Raw genomic sequence first — 22,320 nt, forward strand, 5'->3', positions numbered from 1 at the left:
CACTGCCCTTTCTGTGGTTACGACAACCCGGTCATGCCTTCCTACTTAAAACGTTTGGCCAGAAAAAAGGACGAACAAGGAGAATCCCAATGAAGCTTTCTGAAAAAGCCGAAGAAATTCTCGAGGCTCTGTGGATTGCGACTGAAGAGGAAGGGGAGAATGCCGCTCACTTCCAGACCCTTGGCGTAGGCCCGGGGGATGATGGCCTTTGCGAGCTGGATCGCCTGGCCTATATCGATATCAGAGGAGAGCGTGTTTACCTGCGCCAGGAAGGTCGCGAAGAAGCCAAAATGACTGTTCGTCGACATCGGTTGGCCGAACGCCTTATGATGGATGTGCTGGACATCAAAGGAGCGAGCGGGGACGCCAAGGCCTGTGAATTTGAACATCTGCTGCATCAGGGGGTTGATACCAAAATATGCACTCTGCTCAACCATCCCACGACCTGTCCGCACGGAAAGCCTATCCCCCCAGGTAAATGTTGTCTGGAAGCCCAGGCGCGCGGGGAAGCCGGCGTTGTTCCTCTCACGGAGGTCAATGCAGGGCAGCAGGGTGAGATTGCCTATCTGTCCGTGACCGATCCCAAGAAAATGCAAAAACTCATGAGCCTTGGGGTTCTCCCTGGCAATCAGCTACGTCTGGCGCGAACTTTCCCCGCTTACGTTTTCACCGTAGGGAATTCAGAATTTGCCATCGACGAAGACCTGGCCAGGGAAATCTTTATAAGAAAAATCTGACCTGTATCTCGACAGGAGGCTCATCGTGGTATTTTAACCATCATTTCTGATCTCGAAGATTTTGGAAAAAAACTTTACTTGATGCATGTTTCCTGATAGTTATTCACGGGTAAAGAATACGGTGCCCTTGTCGTTTTGCGACATTATTTCCTTTGGCTGGAGAGTAAAGATGCACGCTGATTTGAAATCTGTTGTGGCGACGGTGGGGGATTTGCCCCCCATGCCGGCGGTGGCTGTAAAAGTCATGGAGCTTCTGCAGGATCCCGAGAGTACCGCCGAAGGACTTGCTAATGCCATTTCTGCCGATCCCGCTGTTTCAGCCCGAATTCTCAAAATTGCCAATTCCTCTTTTTATGGACTGCAGCGGCAGGTGTCGACTCTGAAAGCCGCCATCGTTATTCTGGGGCAGAAGACCTTGAGAAGCCTGGTTCTTGCGGCCAGCCTGACAGGCATGCACAGAAAGTATGGGTTGCAGGAAAAAATGCTTTGGGAGGATTCCGTTGGTGCTGCCATCGCCGGACGACTACTGGCACAGCATCTAAGGTCCCTTGATCCGGAAGAAGCGTTTTTGGCAGGTCTTTTCCGGCACATCGGTAAAGTCGTGCGTAGTAACAATAATAACGAAGAGTTTACCAGCATCATTCAAGCGGTATATAATGGTGAGGGAACTTTCTCTGAGTTGGAAAAGCATTATTTTCCTCATAATCATGCCGTCGTTGGGGCTGCTGTTCTTGATAAGTGGAACTTTGCACCCGCCTTGATTCAAAGTACGCTGCACCATGAAGATCTGGATATTGATCCGGACGGCGATCTAAACGCCTACAGGCTTACAGCAGCCATCAATCTGGCCGGCACCATGTGCCGAAAACTGGGGATAGGGCAACGTTCGCCGGAGGATGATCTGGATCTTTCTGCAACGGCTGGTGCGAAGGCCCTCGGGATGACCCAGGAAGACCTGGATGATCTGGTTGCTCAATTTAGGAAGGTCTATGCCGAGAACCGCGGACTCTTTGTTTCCTGATTCTGCTGCCAGTCCCTACCTGTTTAAACAGTCACTGCTAAATTCCGGAAGCCCTCGACGAAGGTGGGGTTTCCGGAATTTTTTTTCTTAACGGCACCTATGGTCAAAACGGATAAACCCACATGGTAAATCGTGTCGATTTTCTGCCTACCTGCCTGGAAGATGTCAAAAAAAAGGGCTGGGACGCATTGGATGTCCTTTTTGTCAGTGGTGACGCCTATGTCGACCACCCTTCCTTTGGCGTACCTCTGCTGGCCCGTTATCTCCTGGCTCACGGTTTTCGTGTCGGGATCCTTGCGCAGCCTGATTGGCGACAGCGCGAGGCTTTTGAGGTGATGGGGCGTCCTCGCCTGTTTGCGGCACTCTCCGCAGGGGCCATGGACTCGATGGTTAATCATTACACTGCTGCTCGTAAAAGACGCCGTGACGATGCCTACACCCCCGGTGGTATTGCCGGTGCTCGTCCCGACCGCGCCCTGATAACCTACACCGCTGCGGTCAAGGCAGCTTTTAGGGGGCTACCCGTCATTCTTGGCGGCATTGAGGGGAGTCTCCGTCGCCTGGCGCACTATGATTATTGGACGGATGCGGTGCGACGTTCCATTCTTGTTGACAGTAAGGCTGACCTGCTGGTTTACGGCATGGGAGAAAAGCCACTGCTAGAGGTTGCCCGGCGGATGCAGGCAGGCGAATCCCTTGATTCGATTCAGGATGTTTGTGGAACAGCCTTTCTTGGTCGTGAGTGCCCGCCGGGGTCTGTCGAATTGCCATCCTTTGAGCAGGTCAGTCAAAACAAGACCGCTTTTAACCAAGCGTTCAGGCAGGCGTTCGATGAATCAAATCCCTTTAGGGGGCGCTCGCTTTGCCAGGGTCATGGGAATCGTTTGGTGATCGTTAATCCCCCTCAAAAGCCATTGAGCCAGGAGGAGATGGATCGCATCTATGCTCTGCCTTTTACCAGACGACCACACCCTGACTATTCAGTAACCATCCCGGCTTTCACCCAGATCCGTCACTCCATTACCTCACATCGCGGCTGCTTTGGCGGTTGCTCTTTCTGCGCCATTGCCGGGCACCAGGGTAAATCGATACAATCTCGATCTGAAGCCTCCATTCTGGCAGAGGTAAACCAGATGGTCCTTGATTCGGAATTTTCCGGAACCATCACCGACGTCGGCGGGCCTACAGCCAACATGTATGGCCTGAAATGCAAAACCCTGGAAGCCGAAGCGGCTTGCCGCCGAGCCAGTTGTCTGTTTCCCCAGATCTGTCGAAACCTGGACACACGGGACGGCAAGGTTGTCCATCTTTTACAGACGATTCGCGAGACAAGGGGGGTGCGTCATGTCTTTGTAGCCTCCGGTGTCCGCTTCGATCTGTTTGAAAAACAACCGAAATATTTTGATGAATTGCTGAAGCACCACGTTGGTGGATTGCTCAAGGTGGCGCCGGAATCGGCATCCGACGATGTTTTAGCCCTCATGCACAAACCCCCTGCACGGATTTTCGAAGAGTTCCTTCAAGTTTTCCGTCAACTCAACCGTTCCCAGGCGAAGCGACTTGGAATCGTCCCCTATTTTATTTCGGGGCATCCAGGAAGTACCCTGTCTGCTTTAGTCGATGGAGCCATTTTTTTGTGTAGAAATGGTTTGCGCGTGGAACAGGTCCAGGAATTCACCCCAACGCCGGGGACGCTGTCAACCTGCATCTATTACACAGGGGTGGATCCGTTCAGTGGCAAAGAGGTTTATGTGCCGCGCTCTGCCAGAGAACGAAGAATGCAGAAGTCGCTTCTCTTATGGCACCTGCCCGAAAGTCGCCAGGATATCCTCGAAGCGTTGAGGCTGACAGGGCGGATGGAGGATGGTGCTGTGTTACTGAATCAATCCGGGTCAGGAGGCGGATTAAAAGAAAGAGGGACGAAGCGGCGGGCGGATAAAAAAAAATGAAGATGATATATCAAGCCTGTTGTATCAGGCGCAGTGTTTGTAGCGGTTTTTTCGACAAAGCTCGATAAACGCTTGTGTTATTTCCGGGTCAAACTGGACACCCGCCTGCTCCTCGATTTCTTCGATAGCCAGTTCGCAGGAGAGAGCCTTCCGATAAGGGCGATCTGATGTCATGGCGTCAAAAGTGTCGGCAACCGCCAGTATGCGAGCCTCAAGGCAGATATTTTCTCCAGCAATGCCATGGGGATATCCATGACCATCAAACTGCTCATGGTGCTGTTCGATGATCTTTGTGATGTCGCCCAGAAAGCGAATTGGCTCCAGAATGCGGACGCCGATGACCGGATGCTGCCGCAAGGCTTCAATGTCTCCCGGAGATAACGCATCCTCTTTGTTAAGAATAGTCGCGGCGATACCTATTTTCCCAATATCATGAAGAATGGCCGCCTGTTCCAGTCGCCTCACGGACAATTCGGGTAACCCGATATGTTTGGCCAGTTCAATACTGTATCGGCGGACACGATCTGAATGGCCACGCGTGTAGGCATCGTTGGCTTCAATCGCAGAAACAAGGGCTTGCACGGTGCTTAGGTACGTTGATTCCTGCTCCTGGTAAAGTTTTGCATTGTTGATAGCAACACTGGCCTGGGAACCGATGGTCGATAGAAGATCGAGATCTTCCGAGCTGAATACTGTGCCATCGGTTCTATTGGCCATGCAGATGATCCCACTGACTTCGTTTTTAACCATCAGGGGGGCATACATGACCGACTCTCTTCTGAACCCGAAATAACTGAATTCGTCAAAACGTGGAGATTCTTTAAAATCCTTGAGCAGGAGGGGGCAGCGGTTCTGGATAACCCAGTTGGATATTCCTCCAACCCGCAGGGGGACCCGTGTTCCAATCCTGACGTGGGGGGGCAATCCGACAGCCGCCCCGATCCGCAGTTGAGCGCCGTCTTCTTCAATGAGAAGGATATAACCGATGCAGGCTCTGAGCGCTTCACGAGTCTTGCTGGTCATAAGCGCGAAGAGTCTTTCGGGGTCTATTGTTGAGTTCAGAGCAAAACTCATTTTATTCAGAGCCGACAAATGGGAGACCGCTTGTTCGAGAGTAACGTTTTTGCGCTCCAGTTCACTGGCCAGATCTGTAATGCGAAAATGAGCGTCTTCGATATCTTCAAGCCGCTCTTCAAGGGTTATATTGAGGTATTCAATCTCTTTAAGTCGTTCTTCCAGGGTAAGGTTCATCTCCTGAATTTCGTCATGAAAGGCCAGCTTTTCCTGACTGACCGCCAACTCCCGCTCATGCCTGATCTTGGTGTCAATAAGGCCTTTAAGGCGATCCACCATCATATTGAACTTATTTGTAAGCTCTGACATTTCGGCAGAGCTGTGGATTTCAGTGCGGGCATTGTCAAAATGTCCTTTTTCAACGTATTCCATGGAGCTCATAAGTTTTCGCAGGGGTGCATCCACATAAAAGAGAATAAAGGAGGTAATGGTCAAAATCAGTATGGCCAGCATCCCCATGGAGGAGAGCAGGGTGGCTTTCTGACCCTTGCTGCGGATGGCGTTTAAATCGCTCAGTGACATATCCACTTCAAGGATTCCCACGAGCGCCCTGTCCGGGGTATGACAACCCTGACAGCTGCTGGCGTTTGGTATGGGAATGAGGGTCTTTTGGTGTTCGTTGCCGAATACGAGCCTGGAATAGCTGACCTGACCCTTCTGGTAGGCCATCAGATCTTTGGAGGGCACATGTCCGCCGACCTCACTGGGGTCGGCGGAAACCAGAATGCGACCGGTTTCATCAAATATGCGAACCCCCCTAAAGGCTGGCTCGCTGGCGATTTTTTCAAACAGGGTGATTATTTCAGTCAGGTTACCGTGGGAGCTGTTCGTGGTGATACTGGTGCGAATGGTTTCGCCTAGAATGCGGCTGTTTTCCGTGGCGATTTGTGACAGGAGGGCTTTTTGTGTTTTCAGATTGTGCCAGACCGTCAAGCAGACGGCGCCAACCATGATGGCGATGGTCAGTCCCAGTATTTTAAATTTTAGGGAATTCATGGCGACCCATGGTGGATCTTAGCATGGCTTAATCATTTGTAATTCCAAGGAGAAATCAATGTTGTCGACTTTAACGGTGTAGCATATTTGTGTCAATTTAAAAATCCCGGGTCCAATTTGTTCATAAAAACAAAGAGTGTACTTTTTCGTTTTGGGAACAATATATAAATATATAGTAATTAAGGAAAAATCTTGTCTGATGGAGAATTCCCTACTCCTTGACAGTAGCGAGAGGAGAACATAAGATGTCCAGCGTTTGTGTTGTTGTAATCTTTCGCCAGTTGTCGCTGGCAGGGAAGAGGTATGGAGTTCTTACTGATTGTTTTGGGTGTTGTTCTCGTTTTTGAAGGAATGCCTTGGTTTGTCTCCCCCGAAGCCACCAGGCGGGTTTTGCGGGAAATGCTTCGTGTCCCCGGAAAAAGTATGCGTTTAATGGGGTTTTTGTTGATGCTCACCGGTCTTTTTCTTGTCTACCTTGGGACGGGTTAACCTTCGAAAAGCGTTGACAGTATTCAGCGTTTATGGTTCATTTACAACCTGAATTTTGGGGATGGCACTGCCGCTGGTATTTAGATGATGCGTCTTGAAGATTTTGATTTTGAACTGCCGGCAGAGCTCATAGCGCAGTATCCTCTCGATTCCCGTGAAGGATCTCGCCTGATGGTTCTGAACAGGCTTCACCGGGATATACACTGCGGTAATTTTCCAGATATCGTAGGACACTTTCATGCCGGGGATGTTCTGGTTCTCAATGACACCCAGGTGATTCCCGCCAGGCTTCTAGGAACCAAGGCGTCTGGCGGGAAGATCGAAGTTTTTCTGGTGCGTCGACTCGACTCAAACCAGGAAGACTGGGTCTGCCTGACCAAATCATCCAAGACTCCCAAAGTGGGCAGTCGTCTGCTGCTCGGCAACGAGATTGAAGGAACGGTTCTCGGTGAGGGGGAGGCGCCTTATAAGGTCATCCGCTTCAAGTTTGCCGGGGATTTTCATCAACTGTTGGAAAAGGTTGGCCGGATTCCGCTGCCGCCGTACATTCGCAGAGAAGACACTCTGGTAGATCGGGAGCGATACCAAACGGTATTCGCCTGTTCAAAGGGTGCCGTGGCGGCCCCGACCGCCGGTCTGCATTTTACGCAGGATATTCTCGCCGCTCTGCAGAGCAAGGGGGTTGAAATTGTTTCACTCACCCTGCATGTCGGCTTAGGTACTTTTTTGCCTGTGCGAGTCGATAATATCCTGGACCACCGCATGCATGGGGAATCGTTTCATATCCCCGAAACGACCGCTAACATTGTCAATCTGGCGAAGAAAGAAGGACGTCGTGTGGTCGCCCTGGGGACGACAACGACTCGCACTCTCGAATATGCCCTGGCCGGAGAAAACTCTGTCAAAGCAGGTGAGGGCCTCAGTGATCTCTTTATTTATCCAGGTTTCAGGTTCAAGATTGTTGACGCGTTGATTACGAACTTTCACCTCCCCTGTTCCACTTTGATGATGCTTGTTTCCGCCTTTGCGGGCCGGGATTTTATATTCGAAGCTTATCAACGTGCGATAGACGAGCGTTTTCGTTTTTTCAGCTATGGCGATTGCATGATGATTGTATAGGCAGGGACGCAACCCGTTTTGAATCCATTTAAGTTCGATCTTTTACATACCGATCCGCACTCTGGCGCCCGACGTGGTCGTGTTCATACCCGTCGAGGAATTATCGAAACGCCCGTTTTCATGCCGGTGGGTACGCAGGCAACCGTCAAGGCGATGTTTCCGGAAAGTCTTATGGAAGTGGGGGCCCAGATTATTCTGGCCAACACGTACCACCTTTTTTTACGTCCCGGTCATGAGCTGGTCAAACGCCTTGGGGGCCTCCATGCCTTTATGCACTGGGACAAGCCGATCCTGACCGATAGTGGTGGTTTTCAGGTTTTCAGCCTGGGGGATTTGAGAAAAATTACCGAAGAGGGTGTACGGTTTCAGTCTCATCTCGACGGTTCGTCGCATGTGCTGACACCAGAATCATCCATTTCTGTTCAGCATGCGTTAGGGTCCGACATCATCATGGCTTTCGATGAATGTATCCCTTATCCGGCCTCGAGAGAATATGTGCAGGAGTCTACGGACCGTTCCAGTCGATGGGCGCAGCGTTGCAAGGAAGCGCATGACCCCACCGACGGCTCGGCTCTTTTCGGCATTGTTCAGGGAGGAATGTATCCCGATCTTAGAAGAAAAAGTGCGGAAGACTTGATGGAAATCGATTTCCACGGCTATGCCGTAGGTGGTTTGTCCGTAGGCGAAGAAGCCGAACTCATGTACGACATGATGACGCAGACTCTGCCGCTGCTTCCCGAAGATCGACCCAGGTATGTCATGGGGGTGGGTACGCCCGAAAATCTGATAGAGGGGGTAGACCGCGGTGTCGATATGTTCGACTGCGTTATGCCTACGCGCAACGCTCGTAATGGGGTTCTTTTTACTTCGTTCGGGAAAGTGAGCATCAAGCAGGCTCGTTATATCGATGACCCTTCTCCCGTTGATCCCGAATGCGACTGTTATGTCTGCCGGAACTACAGTCGCGCCTACCTTCGCCATCTGTACCAGAGCGGAGAGATCTTGTCATCGATGTTGAATACGTATCACAATGTCACCTATTATCTGAAGTTGATGGAAGGGGCCCGCCAGGCTATCGCTTCCGGTACCTACCAGAACTACAAGAAAGAATTTTATCGTCGTAGGCAAAGCAATGATTGACTCTTTGCTCATTTTTGACCTTGATTTTTAACACGAGTTTTCATCAACCAAGGAGGAATCAGTTATGAATCTGTTCGGTGTATCTGAAGCATTTGCCATGGCAGGGGGAGCAGGCGCCCAAGGACAGGGTTCCGGCTATGAGGGTATTCTCATGCTGGTCATCATGTTTGCCATTTTTTACTTTCTGCTTATCCGTCCCCAGCAGAAAAGGGCCAAGCAACACAAGCAGCTTATTGAATCTCTCAAGGCGGGTGATCAGGTCGTTACTGCAGGTGGTGTTCATGGTCGTGTTGCGTCCATCCAGGAGGGTGTGGTGACTCTTGAAGTTGCGACCGGGGTTAAAATCAGGGTCAATCGTGCCTCCATCGTCAGCAGCAAGCAGGAACAGTAGATTTCGGCCTGTTTGCCGACCTGGTTTCTTAAAGCCTAAAGTTTCCGAAAGGAGAACGAGACCTCCATGTCCAAAAGCCTAAAGCTGCGGCTACTTCTGATATTGTTTTGTCTTGTGATTTCAATGGTCTCTCTGGCACCGACCTTTTTCTCCAACAGCCTGCCTGGTTGGTGGACAAAGAACTTTGAACCCATCAACCTCGGGCTCGATCTGCAGGGTGGCATGCACCTTGTGCTGGGCGTTGATGTCGACAAGGCCGTTGAAAGCCGTCTGGACAGCTTCGTGGATCAGGCGGAATCACTTCTTGTTGAGAAGGACGTGATATTCAAGAGGGTGGAGCGTCTCGAAGGTCAGCGCCTGGCCATTACGGTCTATGATGAAAACGCCGGAGCCCAGGTCGATGACATTATGGCCAAGACATTTCCCAACTTGGAAGCCATGACAATCCAGGATTCCAGCGGCTACATCCAGAAGAATTATCGACTCACCGATAATGATATCGCGGCGACCAAAGACTATGCCGTACGGCAGGCCCTTGAAACCATGAGAAATCGTGTCGACCAGTTCGGGGTCAGTGAACCGACCCTGCAGAGGCAGAGCGGCAACCGGATTCTCATCCAGCTCCCTGGTATAAAAGATCCGGAGAGGGCGATCGCTCTACTGGGCAAAACAGCTCGACTTGAATTCAAAATGGTGGCCGAAGATGTCAACGTTCAGGACGCCCTCAAGGGGATCCTGCCGCCTGGTACCGCTCTGCTTTATGAAAAAGACGTCGATCCACGCACCGGTGTTGTCTCTGAACGGCCTATCGTTGTTTATGATAAAACGGCTTTGACCGGTGATCTGCTTGCCGATGCCCAGGTTCGTATTGATACGCGCTTCAATGAGCCCTATGTTTCCATTGACTTCAATGCCGTAGGAGCCAAGCGCTTCGAGCAGATCACGGCTGCCAATGTCGGTAAGCGTATGGCTATTGTGCTGGACGACTCAGTTTACTCGGCTCCCGTCATTCGTGAGCGCATTGCCGGTGGCAGTGCCCAGATCAGCGGCTCTTTTAACGAACAGGAAGCTACGGACCTCGCCATTGTTCTGCGCGCCGGCTCTCTGCCGGCACCAGTCATCATCCTGGAAGATCGCACCGTTGGTCCGTCCCTGGGGATGGATTCCATCAAAAAGGGAATCCTTTCCGTTGTGGTCGGGAGTATTCTGGTCATTGTGGCAATCTTGGTTTACTACAATTTGTCAGGCCTTATCGCCAATCTGGCCCTTATTCTCAACGTATTCTTCATCCTGGCCATTCTTTCCCTGTTTAAGGCGACCCTGACTCTGCCGGGTATAGCTGGCATTGTTTTGACCATTGGTATGGCTGTCGATGCCAACGTGTTGATATTTGAAAGGATACGCGAAGAGCTCCGTCTTGGGAAAACCGCTCACAATGCGCTTGAATCCGGGTACGCCAAAGCCTTCTGGACAATCGTGGATGCCAACGTCACCACGCTTATAGCGGCACTGGTTCTTTTTCAGTTCGGGACCGGCCCTGTCAAAGGTTTTGCCGTAACGCTTTCCGTTGGTATCCTGTCTTCCCTGTTTACGGCAATCTTTGTCTCCAGGGCGATTTTTGACTTTATTCTGGAACGCCGTAACATCAAGCGGCTGAGCATATAAGGAGTTCGAGATGCAGCTTATCAAACCAGATATCAATCTCGATTTTGTCGGCAAACGCAAATTCGCCGCGCTCTTTTCCGTGGTTCTGCTGGCGGTGGGCTTCCTGTCCCTGATTATGCACGGCGGCCCCAATTACGGGATCGACTTTTCCGGCGGGACGCTGGTACAGGTTAAGTTTGACCAGATGACCACCGCCGGCGATATCAAGTCAGCCCTCGCTGGACTCGAACTGGGGGGCGTCGTGGTTCAGCGCTTCGGGGATGAAGGCAATGAGTTTCTCATTCGAGCGCAGAACACGTCCACTGAACTCAAAAGTCTTTCTCTCGCCATTTCCAATGTTCTTGAAAAGAGCTATGGCGAAGGTCAGGTCGAGGTTCGACGTGCTGAAATGGTAGGGCCTCAGGTGGGAAAAGATCTCCGTGAAAAGGGTCTCATGGCCATCCTCTATGCCCTTGTCGGCATACTCATCTATGTGACCTGGCGCTTTGAATTCCGGTTTGCCGTCGGAGCCATCGTAGCATTGGCACATGATGTTTTTATCACGCTGGGAGTATTCTCTCTTTTCGGTAAAGAAATCGATCTGCCGATTATTGCCGCTTTTTTGGCGATTATTGGTTATTCGCTCAACGATACCATCATTGTGTATGACCGTATTCGTGAAAATATGGGTAAACATGGCAAAGATGGGTTTGCGGCCGTTGTCAATCGCAGTATCAACGAGACCCTCTCCAGGACCATTCTGACATCAGGAACAACTTTGTTAGTTGTGCTGGCTCTTTTTAGCCTGGGAGGTGGAGTTATTCACAATTTCGCTTTTGCTCTTCTCGTCGGGATACTGATCGGGACGTATTCTTCCATATTTGTGGCAAGTACAATCCTCGTCTTTTGGGATAATTACCGTTCTGTCAAAAAAGCGGCAACCTAAGGAAAGGGACTCTCCCCCATGAAGAACAAGGAAACTGTACTGCTTGTTGTCATTGCCTTTATTGCCGGTCTTTTAGTGGGTGTACTCCTCAGCAAGGGAGGGAAAGGTTCGCCGACATCGCCACCGCCTGTCGCCACGCCCACACCAGTTGTCAATTATCAAAAAGAGATTGCCTTACTGGAGAAAATCGTGGTTGATGAGCCCTCCAACCGGCAGGCCTGGGTTAAACTCGGTCATAATTATTTTGACTCGGACCAGCCTATGAAGGCGATAGAGGCTTACACCAAGGCGCTGGAGCTCGACGGACGGGATGCCGATGTTCTCACCGATCAAGGCATCATGTTCCGTCGGGTAGGGTGGTATGACCGTGCGATCGAGAATTTTGTCAAGGCTGCCGAGGTCAACCCCAATCATGCCCAGAGCCTTTACAATCTCGGTATTGTCTATCGGTACGACGTACAGGATTTTGCCAAGGCTAAAGAAGTCTGGACCCGCTTTCTTGTGCTGAATCCGACAGGGTCCGGCGCCGACCAGATACGCAGGGAATTGCAGTTCATTGAGGCGCACCCAGCAGGCGCGCCGCCAAAATAAACGTGAGTGACACAGAAAAGCCGGGGCTCTCCCGGCTTTTCTGTGTCAGGACTATGGATTCCCTTAATTTGGCCGTCATGATGAATCCGGTTATCAGAAAAAGATGGACTGAACGCAGGTCTAAATCAGAGCCCGGCAACGTTGCAGCCCTGGTATCCGCGCTTGGAATCGGTGAGATCACCGCCAGTATTTTATGCCGGCGAGGGATCGTCGAGGAACAGGCGGCGAAAGATTATGTTGAAAGCCTGCTGGCTTCTTTGCCCGATCCGTTTTTACTTCCAGGTATGGATAAGGGCGTCAACCGCCTCGCCCGTGCCTTGGAGCGAGGGGAGTCTATTGTCATTCATGGTGATTATGACGTGGATGGCATCACCGGAACAGCTCTGCTGGTCCAGGGCTTGCGCGACCTCGGGGGGGATGTCGATTATCACATCCCTTTGCGGCTTAAAGACGGCTACGGACTTTCCGGTCAGGCTTTGTCCGCCGCCGCCCAAAAAGGTGCTTCCCTCGTAGTCTCAGTTGACTGTGGTGTGAGTGCGGTGCAGGAGGCCGCCTTGGCTCTGGAACTTGAGCTCGACCTGATTATTACCGACCAAACTGTGGAGCATTATCAATACGGCAATAAATATTGTTTGTTCTGGCAATAAACCCAATATATAAAACAACCTACCAGTGCATATGTTTATTTACATAGTTGTATTGGTTTGGCCTTAAAAATATATATGATTGAATTGTGGTTTATGTTAACAATGTATGCCTATGCGCGTTGTTGAGACGGTTCTAAAATCCGGTGAGCGTCACTCAGTCCTTGTTGATGAGCATGGAATTCCTGATTGGTGGTCATCCATGTGGGTCATCGAGAAGCTTCGTCCTCAAGGAGGAGCGGCAAATACCATATCTACGAAACTTAGAGCTGTAATGCTCCTATGCCGCGCGCTACCACAAGCGCAGGATCTAACATCACGCCTAGCTCGCGGTAAATGGCTGAGCGTTCCGGAAATCGATCATCTGATTGAGCAAATGGGCTTACCTGCTGACTCGATTACCCCCTTAAATGTAACGGAAGGCGACGATAATCGAACTGTCAAAAGACGCTCCAGAGTGGTCAGCTTAGAAAAATTACGTTCAAAGCTACGCATCCAGCAACAGCAGATGGTTACTTCAAGAACCAAGGCACTACGACTTCAGATCATTCGAGAATACCTTTGGTGGCGCATCAATGCACATATCCTCCGTTCGCGTGGTCAGACCAAAATCTCGCTAACTATTCTACGAGATGAAATCGACACATATATCGAATCTAAATCCACGAATATTCGTAATGCTTCTGGTATCGGGGAACCCAAGGGATTGTCTGAAATTCAGCAAGCCGAATTGATAGAGGTGATTCAAACAAGCTCTCCACTCAATCCATGGAAAAATGACGCATTCATTCGTTCACGCAACCAACTTCTTGTAGAGCTCTTTTTAGCTTGCGGACCTCGGCGTGGCGCAATCCTCGGCATCAAAGTGCCTGATATCGACTCGCACGTAGGTCGCATATCAGTACTTCGCCGGCCGGACGATCTCGAAGACCCACGTACAGTACAAACGGGGAATAAAAGTGGAGACTATAAGCTTCCTCTTGGCGACCGCTTGTTTCGGTTGCTAAGAGAATATCAGGTGCTAAGGCACAAGAAGGTGAAGGGGCGACATCAGTATTTGATTGTATCGGAGGATGGTAACCCCCTTGAACAGAGCTCTGTGAACTACATCTTCAGATCGCTGCGCAAGGTTCCACAACTTACCAATCTTCATCCCCATTTGTTGCGACACACCTGGGCGAGTAACCATGCACGGCAACGCTATGCCGAGGGAGTAAGTATCGATGAGATTGAAAAGGAACTTCGCACGTTAGGTGGTTGGAGCGAGCGGAGCAAGATGCCTGCCTACTATACACGCCAGTTCGTTGACGAACATTCCTATGAGAGTTCGCTTCGATTGCAAAACAAGGCAACGCCCATTCGAACACAAAAGCAAGTGCCTACGGATGATGTAAGATGAATGAACAATTCCATGTGGAGTGGCTTACCCAGATCGCTGATCAGCCTTTGCCCGAGGAGGTCAAAGCAAAGGATGGGAATGTGTTTGATCCACGCAAGAACCACTGGAAATACAAGACTATTGGCAAAAATGTCAGCTGCAATTTCGAATCATTACCAGAAGTCTCTCCCATCTTTCTTCACGGTTTTAAGCTGGCGTTGATCGATGCTGCGATAAGTTTTTCAGGCGCGTCAGTCCAAAGCATCTTTAATGACACGCTTCGCCTCATTAGATTCTTGGCGAGCCGGCGACAGTCTATGTTCGATGAATTGAACTTTGACCATATAACCCAATGGGCACGAAGCTCTCCGGGTGCTGAATCGCGGGCTGCTTCTACTAGATCATTCTTCCAAGACTGGGCAAAGCGACACTACCCAGGTATCTCGTCAGAACTTGCACATACCTACCCGTCCTGCAAGCAGGGGCCAACTGGTGAGGCAGTAGCCATCCAGGACCCAACCAAAGGTCCATTTGACGATCAAGAATTCGAATCTATCCTCGAAGGCCTTAATCACGCACTTGAATCTGGAGACATTGAGCTTGATCGCGCACTGGAAGTCCGCCTAAGTGCCCTACTCGGACTGCGTCCAAAGCAACTTGCACTCGCAAAATGTTGCGATGTCAGCCGGGACAAGTATGGGCGTGTGATTCTACGTGTACCCATGATCAAGGGTGAAAACCAAGGTTTGCGCGACGAGTTCCGCAATTGCCCTTTGGAACCCACAACAGGTGAAGTGTTGTTGGACTACTGCGAGATGGTCAAAAAAGCATTCTCCTCATTGCTGGCTGATACGGGTGAGGCCCCTCTTTTCCCAGACACATCTGCAGATATCGTTACCAAATCTTATATTCCCATCCTTGCATATCACACGGCGGATACGAATATGACAGGCCGAATTACCAGAACATTGAAGAATATCCAAGCACACTCGATTCGCCTGGGAGGAAAACGCGTTCCTGGGTCGGCGGTGCGCTTTCGGCGTAGCTTCGCACAGCGTGGTGCCGAAGAGGGGATCGACATCTTCACACTGGCTCATCTGATGGGTCACCGCAACACCAATAACGTAAAAGTGTACTTTGAAATCACCAATCGTATCCGTGCCAATTTCAGCAAAAAAATCGTATTTCAGATGGCTCCTCTAGCGCAAGCATTTGGTGCACAGCTGCATATCCTTCGCAGTGAAGCCGAAGCAACGCGCCCTTCACTCAGCAGTCGTATACCCGACCTAAGGCTCGATGAACACGGGAACTTGAAAACGCTGGCGAGTTGTTCAAGTTGTAGTCACTGTAGTCAATTGCGCCCCATCGCCTGCTACGCCGGATGCAGAAGTTTTGAGCCATGGCTAGACGCAGACCACGAATCAGTCTTAGATCGCATGTTGGCGGACCGAGAAAAGCATATCGAGATTGATGAGAGAATTGCAAAAATTCGGGATTTGGCGATCCTTGGCTGCACTCAGATCGTTCTTAGGTGCCGAGATATTCTGGCCAAGAAAACGATATGACCACACGGCTTATTCCACGTTCAGCTCAGGAAGCACGCGCTAACCTCGATGCGTTCATTGAAAAATACAGTAGGTTAGGTGCATGGGGAAAGGGCGACCATCCATTTGATGACGATTCATGGCCTCTCGCAGGGATCGGCCAAAGAGGGCTACGGGGGGGGTACGTCTACTTTGCTCGCCGAAACTACAACCCAAAACGCCACATTGTGACCAAAATGCAAGCAGCAATGATTCCAACAGATCAGCTTCAACCTGATCTGTTCCGTCAATTCGCCAAAGCAATGCAAGCCCACTTATATCAAAATCGCCCTACGACCGGCGTCCAAGCAAGGAAGGCGGCGATGGATGCGCTACTTTCGGCACTCGAAAGCAATGGAACCGATAACCCTACAGAGGTAACAACCGCCGTATTGGATAAAGCATGCGAAATTCTTCAATTTGACTGGAAGTTGAAATCGGCTGCCAGGATAGCAACTCAATTATCAATTATTTGGGACGCAATATTGCTGAATGAATTGGTAGCCATGCCAACTTATTGGAGAAGCCCAATACGTCAAACGGGAACTAGGGACATTCTCCGTCTCGGCCCTGAATTTGATGATTTACGTACAGAAAAGCTACCTGATCCCCGTGCGATCGAGGCGTGCGCCGAACTATTCTGTCGTGATGATACTGACCTTCGCACCACTATCACGACCAGCGCCATTGCGTTAATGCTCTGTTCACCAGATCGATCTGTTGAATTTCTGTTTGCACACGTCGATTTGCTCACACCATGGACCGACCCAGAGACCCAGGAGCAAGGGGTAAGCAAGCGATGGAGGCCTGCCAAGGGAGCTCAGCCACTTCTCAAGAACGTAATACCAACCATGCGCGATATAGCTATTCGCGCACATGAACGGATATTGAGAATCACAGATCCTGCGCGTGAACTTGCGCTCTGGTATGAGGCGAATCCCAACCGGATTTATCTACAACCTCACCTTGAGTATTTACGTCAGCAAACTGTACTTAATTTGCAAGAGGTGCGCGCTATCCTCTATGGTGGTGAAGTTCGAAAATTGGACAATCGTATTAACCAAGAAGGCGGACGTATTGCACTTTTTCTGAAATCTCATCATGTGCCTCGCAAGATGAACAAAAAAACCGGCACAACCGTGAAGTTTTTCGACTTGGAGCAGGCAATACTAGGATTATTGCCCAAGAATTTCCCAATCATGGACGTTAAAACGGGCCTCAAATACAGCGAAGCCTTGTGTGTGCTACGATATCAAGAGCTCATGGAAGCTAAATCCGGATTCATGCCAGCAATGCTCCAACAGATCACGTACGGTATGTTTGCATCAGGGATTAAGAAGATTCCAGACAATCAGTACCATAACATCACAATATTCAAGCGGCATGGCTACCACGATGGCCAGGGCGGATTTCTTTATCTCACTAGTCACCAATTGCGCCACTATCTCAATACATTAGTGCGCCGTGATGGAACGCTAACAGAACAGGAAATCGCTTATTGGTCAGGGCGCAAGGCCGTCTCACAAAACCCAGTATACGATCACGAATCCGTTGATGATAAGTTGCACAAACTGGAATTCAGGCTCGGGTTTCATAGCGACACTCAACCATTTGGCAATATCAATGATCGCATCTTCATCCGGCGCGACCAGTTTGGCGAGATAGAGAAAATTACCGCTCACCTCAGCTTCCTTGGTTACTGCCTGCATGACTACATGCAGTCACCCTGCCAACTTTATGAAGACTGCATCCAATGTGCTGAATTGGTGTGTATCAAGGGAGACCAAAGATCTAAATCCGCACTTGAGACCCTCTATGCTGATTCTCTGGCACTGACACATGCAGCGCGCAAAGATTGCGATGCGGATATGCTTGGAGCTGCAGAGTGGTTTCAGGCCCATAAAAGGAGAGAAAATTACATCAAGAATCTAAAGGATATCTTTGATGACGCTGAAATTCCGGACGGAACGCCCATCCGACTGAATACCAGCACACCGAATAAGATCAAGGAAGCTATGGCGAGGCGCGTGATTCCAATCAAGCCAATAGCTCTTAATATTCAATCTATTGAAGATGTTACTCGGCTTCTTGCGATTCCAGATGGAAGTTCTAAGTAATGAGTGAGTTGACCAATGCCTAATAAAAGTCGGCGTGAACGCGCCCCAAACTTAACCGACGAAAATATTGAGCTTATTGTTCTTTTGCTTGATGGATGGGATCAGACCAAACTCACTTGGGATCTCCTGATTGCCCAAATTCAGAAACAGTTCAAGGTCAGGTATACCCGGCAAGCACTGGACCGACATGCGCGCATCAGCGATGCCTTCCAAGCTCGTAAGAAGATGCTATCCGGACTGGATCGTCGTCCCAAAACCCCGAGTGACGCACGGATTGCAGCGCTAATGGCTGAGAACGAGCGTTTGAAGCAAGAAAATACCAACTTGCTTGAGCAGTTTAGGCGTTGGCTTTACAACTGTAGCCGGATTAGCCCGAATCTCATGGAGGAGGATTGGCGCAACCATCGCGAGACTCTGCGCAAAGCGCTGGACAAAGAATTACCCCCTGCGAATCGATAAGCCTCTAAGGATTTACACAGTACAGCCAAAGAGCCCATCAAAAAGGACGAAGTTGTGACACGACTATTCAATAATGCAATGCAAATGCCCATAGCCAACGGTGGATTGTTTTGCTCATGAAACTCATTCGACGCAACCCCAACCCACTGATCGTCGAAAACCTCATCCGTGAGGGGCACACCCCACTTATGGCAAGAATTTTCGCTGGTCGCGGCGTCACATCCAACACTGATATCTTGGATCAGCTTAAACAACTCCCTGACTTTCGCCTGATGAAGAACATTGAAATTGTAGCTGCTCATTTGGCCGACGCAATCCAGGATCAGCAACGAATCCTTATCTATGGCGACATGGACTGCGATGGTGCAACTTCGACAACGGTTGGAATACGGGGTTTGCGTGCGATGGGAGCAATTTGCGACTTCTTTGTTCCCCGGCGAGACACGCTGGGTTACGGCCTTTCCCGGGCGGGCGTTGAAGCGGTCCTTGATCGAAAGCCAGACATCATCTTGACCGTGGATAATGGAATCTCGTCCATTGACGGTGTCCGTGCCGCTCACGAACACAATATTGAAGTCCTGATAACAGACCACCACGAAGTGGGTGATGAGTTGCCTGAGTGCCTAATCGTTAATCCCAATCAGCCTGGTTGCTCGTTCCCCGCCCCGTTGGCCGGTGTCGGGGTGATTTTCTATGTGTTGCTGGCTCTGCGCGCAGAATTGAGACAGCGTGGCATGTTCACTCAGCAGACCCAGCCCCAGCTGGCCGATTTGTTGGATATCGTCGCACTGGGCACTGTAGCTGACATGGTCAAGCTCGATTCTGTGAATAGGCTTATCACTCATGCCGGACTTCAGCGCCTAAGACGAGGCAAGGCGAATCCTGGCATCCGCGCGCTACTTGTAGCCGCGGGCAAGCACCTTGAAACTACGACCGTGTCTGAATTTGGTTTCATCGTCGGGCCGAGAATTAATGCCGCCGGCCGATTAGACGACATGACAGTGGGCATCCGCTGTCTGCTAACTGATGACCCAAATGAAGCGGCTGCACTTGCATTCCAGCTTGATCAGCTCAACCGTGAACGACGCGAAATTGAGGAGGAAATGAAGTCACAGGCCATCGAGGATCTCAAAGCTGTAACGGACCAGAATGGCTATTCCGTCGTGCTGTACAGTCCGGAATTTCACCAGGGCGTAGTAGGACTACTGGCATCCCGTATCAAGGATCTTCATCACCGCCCAACCGTTGCCTTTGCGGACGGTGATGACGGCATACTCAAAGGCTCAGCCCGGTCCATACCTGGGATTCATTTGCGTGATGCTATCGATCTGGTGTCGAAGCGCGTGCCAGGATGTATAAAAGTCTTCGGGGGGCACGCGGGAGCCGCAGGGTTGTCGATCTATAAAGACCGTCTGGATGATTTCAGAATCACATTTGAGACTGTATGCCAGTCTTTGCTAAGTCCTGAGGATCTAGATGCACATCTATACTCAGACGGTGAACTTGAATCGGTGGACGTCTCAATGGCCAATGCTCAGAACATACGCAACCGAGTCTGGGGCCATGGCTTTCCTGCCCCGATCTTTGACGGCATTTTCGAAGTACAGGAACAGAAGCTACTACAGGACAAGCACTTAAAACTCAAACTAAAATCCAATCACGGCTGGGTCGCTTCAGGAATCTACTTCAACCAAACGAAACTGTTGCCCATCGTGACTCGTTTGGCGTTTCGGATGGAAATCAATAATTGGCGCGGAAACATATCTCTACAGATGATAGTCGAAAAAGATTTCCCGGCTTAACCGATTTCAGTGATGAGCCAGCAATGCGTATTAATGGTGTGTATTACGGAGAAACCGATCTCGGGAACGGGGGCTTTTTACTAGATTGCAGGGTATGTGAGAAAGAGTTATACCCATGCGACCGATCACGCAAACTTCAGCAGAACAACTTATAGGATGATAGCAGTCCTTTGGGTACACCACTAAGTGTTGTCAAACTGCGAGAGTTGACAGCTTGAAGGGCAGCATGGTAGTCTTAATGAGGTTATCTGTGTCCAAAAGGATTTTTTTGTGATTCGTATCTCTCTATACAAAAAATCGGTGTCGGTTCTTCTTGTTCTAGCCTACTTGCTTATTGGCTCAGGCATAGGGAACGCTTTAATTTGGTGCCAGGAGTCGGAGTCCTATTCCCACTTGGAGTACAATCCGGCCGGGGAATGCCAGGATCTATGTCTGCCTGAAAAACCAGGAAACAAAATTGACGGCCTGCAGGCAGCCTATGCTGTTTTACAATCTTTCGAAAACGATTGTCTGGACAGCCAGACGTCCCTCTTCCATGCCCCCGTTCCTGCGGCAGAACGCCTTCTCGCTGATTCTCCTGCATCCGGCTGGACTGCAATCTTCCCTTTTCCTTCCCTTGGGAATCCTCCCGCCACAATCCTTGCTCGACTTAATCTGGTCGCACAACCTCCCCCACTTCATGCTCTTGTTGCCCTGCGTACTGTAGTCCTGTTGAATTGATCCCCTCCCCCCAGCATTGCTAAAAGCCTAACTGCGGTCTTTGCCGCCGTGCAGGCTAATTTTCCCCTTTTGCACGCTATAATACAGAGAACCTTGGGAAGCCTAAGGCTTTTTTGAGGGAAATATCAATTCGCAAGGAGATTAACTATGCGCATTGGACGATTTGTCCTGCCGGTTTTTCTGGTTGTTGTCATGACATCATCCGCCTGGTCTCAGGGGACGGATGCCTTCGAAACAACCATTTCGGCAACCGAAACCGAAGTATCTTTTTCCACAAAATCGTCAGTCGTTCCGGAACCCGGAACCAAAGTCCTCACTCTGGCCGAGGCTCTGAGTCTGGCCTTGAAACACAATCAAACCCTGTCCGCCTTTGACGAAGAAATTCGCGCCAGGGACGCCGCAGCCCTTCAGGCGGGGCTGCTGTCCAACCCCGTTCTCGGTGTGGAGATGGAGAATTTCGCCGGAAAGGACGCCCTACAAGGCTTTGACGGCGCCGAGACTACCATCGCCCTTTCCCAGTTGGTTGAGCTGGGAGGGAAGCGGCTCAAGCGCCGCCAGGTCGCCACCCTGGAGAAAGACCTCGCCGGTTGGGACTACCAGAGCAAAAAACTCGATATGCTTACCGCCACCGCCATGTCGTTCATTCAGGTGCTGGCCGCCCAAGAGCAGGTGGCCCAGAATGAACAGCTGGCCCTTCTGGCTGAGCAAACCCTGGGAGCAGTAGCCGCAAGGGTCGAGGCCGGCAAGGTTCCGCCCCTGGAGCAGACCCGGGCCAAGGTCGAACTGGCCTCGGCTCGCACCGCGGCCGGCAAAGCCCGCCGCGAGTTGGTGGCGTCTCGCCACCGTCTGGTTGCTTTCTGGGGAAGAGAGCGGACCGACTTCAGTCAGGTGGTCGGTGATTTGACCACCCTGGCGCCATTGCCGGCCGAAGAAACCATCCAAGGCCTCCTGGGTAACAACCCCGATGTGGCACGTTGGGGCACCGAACTGGAACAACGCGAAGCCTCCCTGAATCTGGCTCGGGCCCAAGCCGTCCCCAATGTAACCTTCAGCGTTGGGGTCCGCAACCTGCGGGAATCCGACAACAATGCCCTGGTGGCCGGCATCGAGCTGCCCTTGCCGTTCTTCGACCGGAATCAGGGCGGTGTTGGCGAAGCCCGAGCGAATCTGGAGAAGGCCCGCCGCGAACGTCTGGCCGCCGAAACCGAAACCCTGACCGGACTCGCCGAAGCCTGGCAGAGCCTCTCCGCTGCCCATCTTGAGTCAACTACCCTGCGTGATGAAATCCTGCCAGGGGCGCAAAGTGCCTTCGAGATCGCCGAATTCGGCTACCGTGAAGGGAAGTTCGACTTTTTGGTGATGCTCGATGCCCAGCGGACATTGTTTGAGGTCAAAGGGCAGTACCTGCAGGCGCTGGCAACCTACCACCAGACGCGTACCGAATTGGAACGGCTGATCGGCGCACCGCTTGAGAAACTTTCAGAAACCGCAACCCAATATATCGATTTGAGGTGAATTTG

At 50.9% G+C, this 22,320-nt stretch carries 18 protein-coding genes; 17 read left to right on the top strand and 1 reads right to left on the bottom strand.

All coding sequences use genetic code 11. The features are described 5' to 3' along the window. Nucleotides 1–89 precede the first annotated feature (89 nt). The 3 genes from AOP6_RS06995 to AOP6_RS07005 all read left to right on the top strand — a co-directional run bounded on the left by AOP6_RS06995 (nucleotide 90) and on the right by AOP6_RS07005 (nucleotide 3,707). A complete protein-coding gene (locus tag AOP6_RS06995) occupies nucleotides 90–737 on the top strand; it encodes a metal-dependent transcriptional regulator (protein ID WP_155876026.1) in 648 nt (215 codons plus the stop codon). Nucleotides 738–822: 85 nt separating this feature from the next. Continuing rightward, nucleotides 823–1,758 (top strand): HDOD domain-containing protein, encoded by a 936-nt coding sequence (locus tag AOP6_RS07000; RefSeq protein WP_155876028.1) that lies wholly within the window; start codon nucleotides 823–825, stop codon nucleotides 1,756–1,758. Nucleotides 1,759–1,880: 122 nt separating this feature from the next. Next, nucleotides 1,881–3,707 (top strand): YgiQ family radical SAM protein, encoded by a 1,827-nt coding sequence (locus AOP6_RS07005; protein ID WP_155876030.1) that lies wholly within the window; start codon nucleotides 1,881–1,883, stop codon nucleotides 3,705–3,707. A gap of 24 nt (nucleotides 3,708–3,731) precedes the next feature. On the opposite strand, the gene AOP6_RS07010 is transcribed toward AOP6_RS07005, so the two are convergent. Further along, nucleotides 3,732–5,777: an HD domain-containing phosphohydrolase gene (locus AOP6_RS07010; protein WP_155876032.1), complete on the bottom strand. Its 2,046-nt coding sequence runs from the start codon at nucleotides 5,775–5,777 to the stop codon at nucleotides 3,732–3,734. Between the two features lie 303 nt (nucleotides 5,778–6,080). Here AOP6_RS07010 and AOP6_RS07015 point away from each other — a divergent pair, with 303 nt between their 5' ends. The 14 genes from AOP6_RS07015 (at nucleotide 6,081) to AOP6_RS07080 (ending at nucleotide 22,315) form a co-directional block, all read left to right on the top strand. Continuing rightward, complete coding sequence (locus tag AOP6_RS07015) at nucleotides 6,081–6,266, top strand: DUF2065 domain-containing protein (protein WP_155876034.1); 186 nt, start codon at nucleotides 6,081–6,083, stop codon at nucleotides 6,264–6,266. Between the two features lie 87 nt (nucleotides 6,267–6,353). Next, the gene (queA, locus tag AOP6_RS07020; protein WP_155877671.1) at nucleotides 6,354–7,385 is read left to right on the top strand and encodes a tRNA preQ1(34) S-adenosylmethionine ribosyltransferase-isomerase QueA; all 1,032 of its coding nucleotides are present in this window, start codon (nucleotides 6,354–6,356) and stop codon (nucleotides 7,383–7,385) included. Nucleotides 7,386–7,403: 18 nt separating this feature from the next. Then, the gene (tgt, locus tag AOP6_RS07025) at nucleotides 7,404–8,525 is read left to right on the top strand and encodes a tRNA guanosine(34) transglycosylase Tgt (RefSeq protein ID WP_155876037.1); all 1,122 of its coding nucleotides are present in this window, start codon (nucleotides 7,404–7,406) and stop codon (nucleotides 8,523–8,525) included. Nucleotides 8,526–8,589: 64 nt separating this feature from the next. Continuing rightward, the gene (gene yajC / locus AOP6_RS07030; protein WP_213194810.1) at nucleotides 8,590–8,916 is read left to right on the top strand and encodes a preprotein translocase subunit YajC; all 327 of its coding nucleotides are present in this window, start codon (nucleotides 8,590–8,592) and stop codon (nucleotides 8,914–8,916) included. A 66-nt stretch (nucleotides 8,917–8,982) separates the two neighbouring features. Continuing rightward, the gene (secD, locus tag AOP6_RS07035) at nucleotides 8,983–10,581 is read left to right on the top strand and encodes a protein translocase subunit SecD (RefSeq protein WP_155876038.1); all 1,599 of its coding nucleotides are present in this window, start codon (nucleotides 8,983–8,985) and stop codon (nucleotides 10,579–10,581) included. Between the two features lie 10 nt (nucleotides 10,582–10,591). Further along, nucleotides 10,592–11,506 carry a protein translocase subunit SecF gene (secF, locus tag AOP6_RS07040; RefSeq protein WP_155876041.1) on the top strand — a complete coding sequence of 305 codons (915 nt, stop codon included), beginning with the start codon at nucleotides 10,592–10,594 and terminating at the stop codon, nucleotides 11,504–11,506. Nucleotides 11,507–11,524: 18 nt separating this feature from the next. After that, nucleotides 11,525–12,097, top strand: coding sequence for a tetratricopeptide repeat protein (locus AOP6_RS07045; RefSeq protein ID WP_155876043.1), 573 nt, complete (start codon nucleotides 11,525–11,527; stop codon nucleotides 12,095–12,097). Nucleotides 12,098–12,174: 77 nt separating this feature from the next. Beyond that, nucleotides 12,175–12,744, top strand: coding sequence for a DHH family phosphoesterase (locus tag AOP6_RS07050; RefSeq protein ID WP_225897378.1), 570 nt, complete (start codon nucleotides 12,175–12,177; stop codon nucleotides 12,742–12,744). A 106-nt stretch (nucleotides 12,745–12,850) separates the two neighbouring features. Continuing rightward, nucleotides 12,851–14,140, top strand: coding sequence for a site-specific integrase (locus AOP6_RS07055; protein WP_155876045.1), 1,290 nt, complete (start codon nucleotides 12,851–12,853; stop codon nucleotides 14,138–14,140). Continuing rightward, complete coding sequence (locus AOP6_RS07060; RefSeq protein ID WP_155876047.1) at nucleotides 14,137–15,684, top strand: tyrosine-type recombinase/integrase; 1,548 nt, start codon at nucleotides 14,137–14,139, stop codon at nucleotides 15,682–15,684. Before AOP6_RS07055 ends, AOP6_RS07060 begins: the two co-directional genes overlap by 4 nt. Then, the gene (locus AOP6_RS07065; RefSeq protein WP_155876049.1) at nucleotides 15,681–17,819 is read left to right on the top strand and encodes a hypothetical protein; all 2,139 of its coding nucleotides are present in this window, start codon (nucleotides 15,681–15,683) and stop codon (nucleotides 17,817–17,819) included. Before AOP6_RS07060 ends, AOP6_RS07065 begins: the two co-directional genes overlap by 4 nt. A gap of 15 nt (nucleotides 17,820–17,834) precedes the next feature. Then, on the top strand, nucleotides 17,835–18,278 hold the full coding sequence (locus tag AOP6_RS07070) for a hypothetical protein (protein ID WP_155876051.1): 444 nt from the start codon (nucleotides 17,835–17,837) through the stop codon (nucleotides 18,276–18,278). Between the two features lie 116 nt (nucleotides 18,279–18,394). Further along, nucleotides 18,395–20,080: a single-stranded-DNA-specific exonuclease RecJ gene (gene recJ / locus AOP6_RS07075; protein WP_155876053.1), complete on the top strand. Its 1,686-nt coding sequence runs from the start codon at nucleotides 18,395–18,397 to the stop codon at nucleotides 20,078–20,080. 867 nt (nucleotides 20,081–20,947) lie between these two features. Beyond that, entirely contained in the window at nucleotides 20,948–22,315 is a 1,368-nt protein-coding gene (locus AOP6_RS07080; RefSeq protein WP_155876055.1) for a TolC family protein, read from the top strand. Nucleotides 22,316–22,320: the final 5 nt, after the last annotated feature.

Source organism: Desulfuromonas sp. AOP6 (assembly GCF_009731355.2).
In the GTDB taxonomy this organism is placed as follows: domain Bacteria; phylum Desulfobacterota; class Desulfuromonadia; order Desulfuromonadales; family SZUA-540; genus SZUA-540.

Excerpts from the sequence above, each read along its gene's own strand:
- AOP6_RS06995 (WP_155876026.1), top strand. The coding sequence starts at position 90 with ATGAAGCTTTCTGAAAAAGCCGAAGAAATTCTCGAGGCTCTGTGGATT.
- AOP6_RS07000 (WP_155876028.1), top strand. The coding sequence starts at position 823 with ATGTTTCCTGATAGTTATTCACGGGTAAAGAATACGGTGCCCTTGTCG.
- AOP6_RS07005 (WP_155876030.1), top strand. The coding sequence starts at position 1,881 with ATGGTAAATCGTGTCGATTTTCTGCCTACCTGCCTGGAAGATGTCAAA.
- AOP6_RS07010 (WP_155876032.1), bottom strand. The coding sequence starts at position 5,777 with ATGAATTCCCTAAAATTTAAAATACTGGGACTGACCATCGCCATCATG.
- AOP6_RS07015 (WP_155876034.1), top strand. The coding sequence starts at position 6,081 with ATGGAGTTCTTACTGATTGTTTTGGGTGTTGTTCTCGTTTTTGAAGGA.
- queA (WP_155877671.1), top strand. The coding sequence starts at position 6,354 with ATGCGTCTTGAAGATTTTGATTTTGAACTGCCGGCAGAGCTCATAGCG.
- yajC (WP_213194810.1), top strand. The coding sequence starts at position 8,590 with ATGAATCTGTTCGGTGTATCTGAAGCATTTGCCATGGCAGGGGGAGCA.
- secD (WP_155876038.1), top strand. The coding sequence starts at position 8,983 with ATGTCCAAAAGCCTAAAGCTGCGGCTACTTCTGATATTGTTTTGTCTT.
- secF (WP_155876041.1), top strand. The coding sequence starts at position 10,592 with ATGCAGCTTATCAAACCAGATATCAATCTCGATTTTGTCGGCAAACGC.
- AOP6_RS07045 (WP_155876043.1), top strand. The coding sequence starts at position 11,525 with ATGAAGAACAAGGAAACTGTACTGCTTGTTGTCATTGCCTTTATTGCC.
- AOP6_RS07050 (WP_225897378.1), top strand. The coding sequence starts at position 12,175 with ATGATGAATCCGGTTATCAGAAAAAGATGGACTGAACGCAGGTCTAAA.
- AOP6_RS07055 (WP_155876045.1), top strand. The coding sequence starts at position 12,851 with ATGCCTATGCGCGTTGTTGAGACGGTTCTAAAATCCGGTGAGCGTCAC.
- AOP6_RS07060 (WP_155876047.1), top strand. The coding sequence starts at position 14,137 with ATGAATGAACAATTCCATGTGGAGTGGCTTACCCAGATCGCTGATCAG.
- AOP6_RS07065 (WP_155876049.1), top strand. The coding sequence starts at position 15,681 with ATGACCACACGGCTTATTCCACGTTCAGCTCAGGAAGCACGCGCTAAC.
- AOP6_RS07070 (WP_155876051.1), top strand. The coding sequence starts at position 17,835 with ATGCCTAATAAAAGTCGGCGTGAACGCGCCCCAAACTTAACCGACGAA.
- recJ (WP_155876053.1), top strand. The coding sequence starts at position 18,395 with ATGAAACTCATTCGACGCAACCCCAACCCACTGATCGTCGAAAACCTC.
- AOP6_RS07080 (WP_155876055.1), top strand. The coding sequence starts at position 20,948 with ATGCGCATTGGACGATTTGTCCTGCCGGTTTTTCTGGTTGTTGTCATG.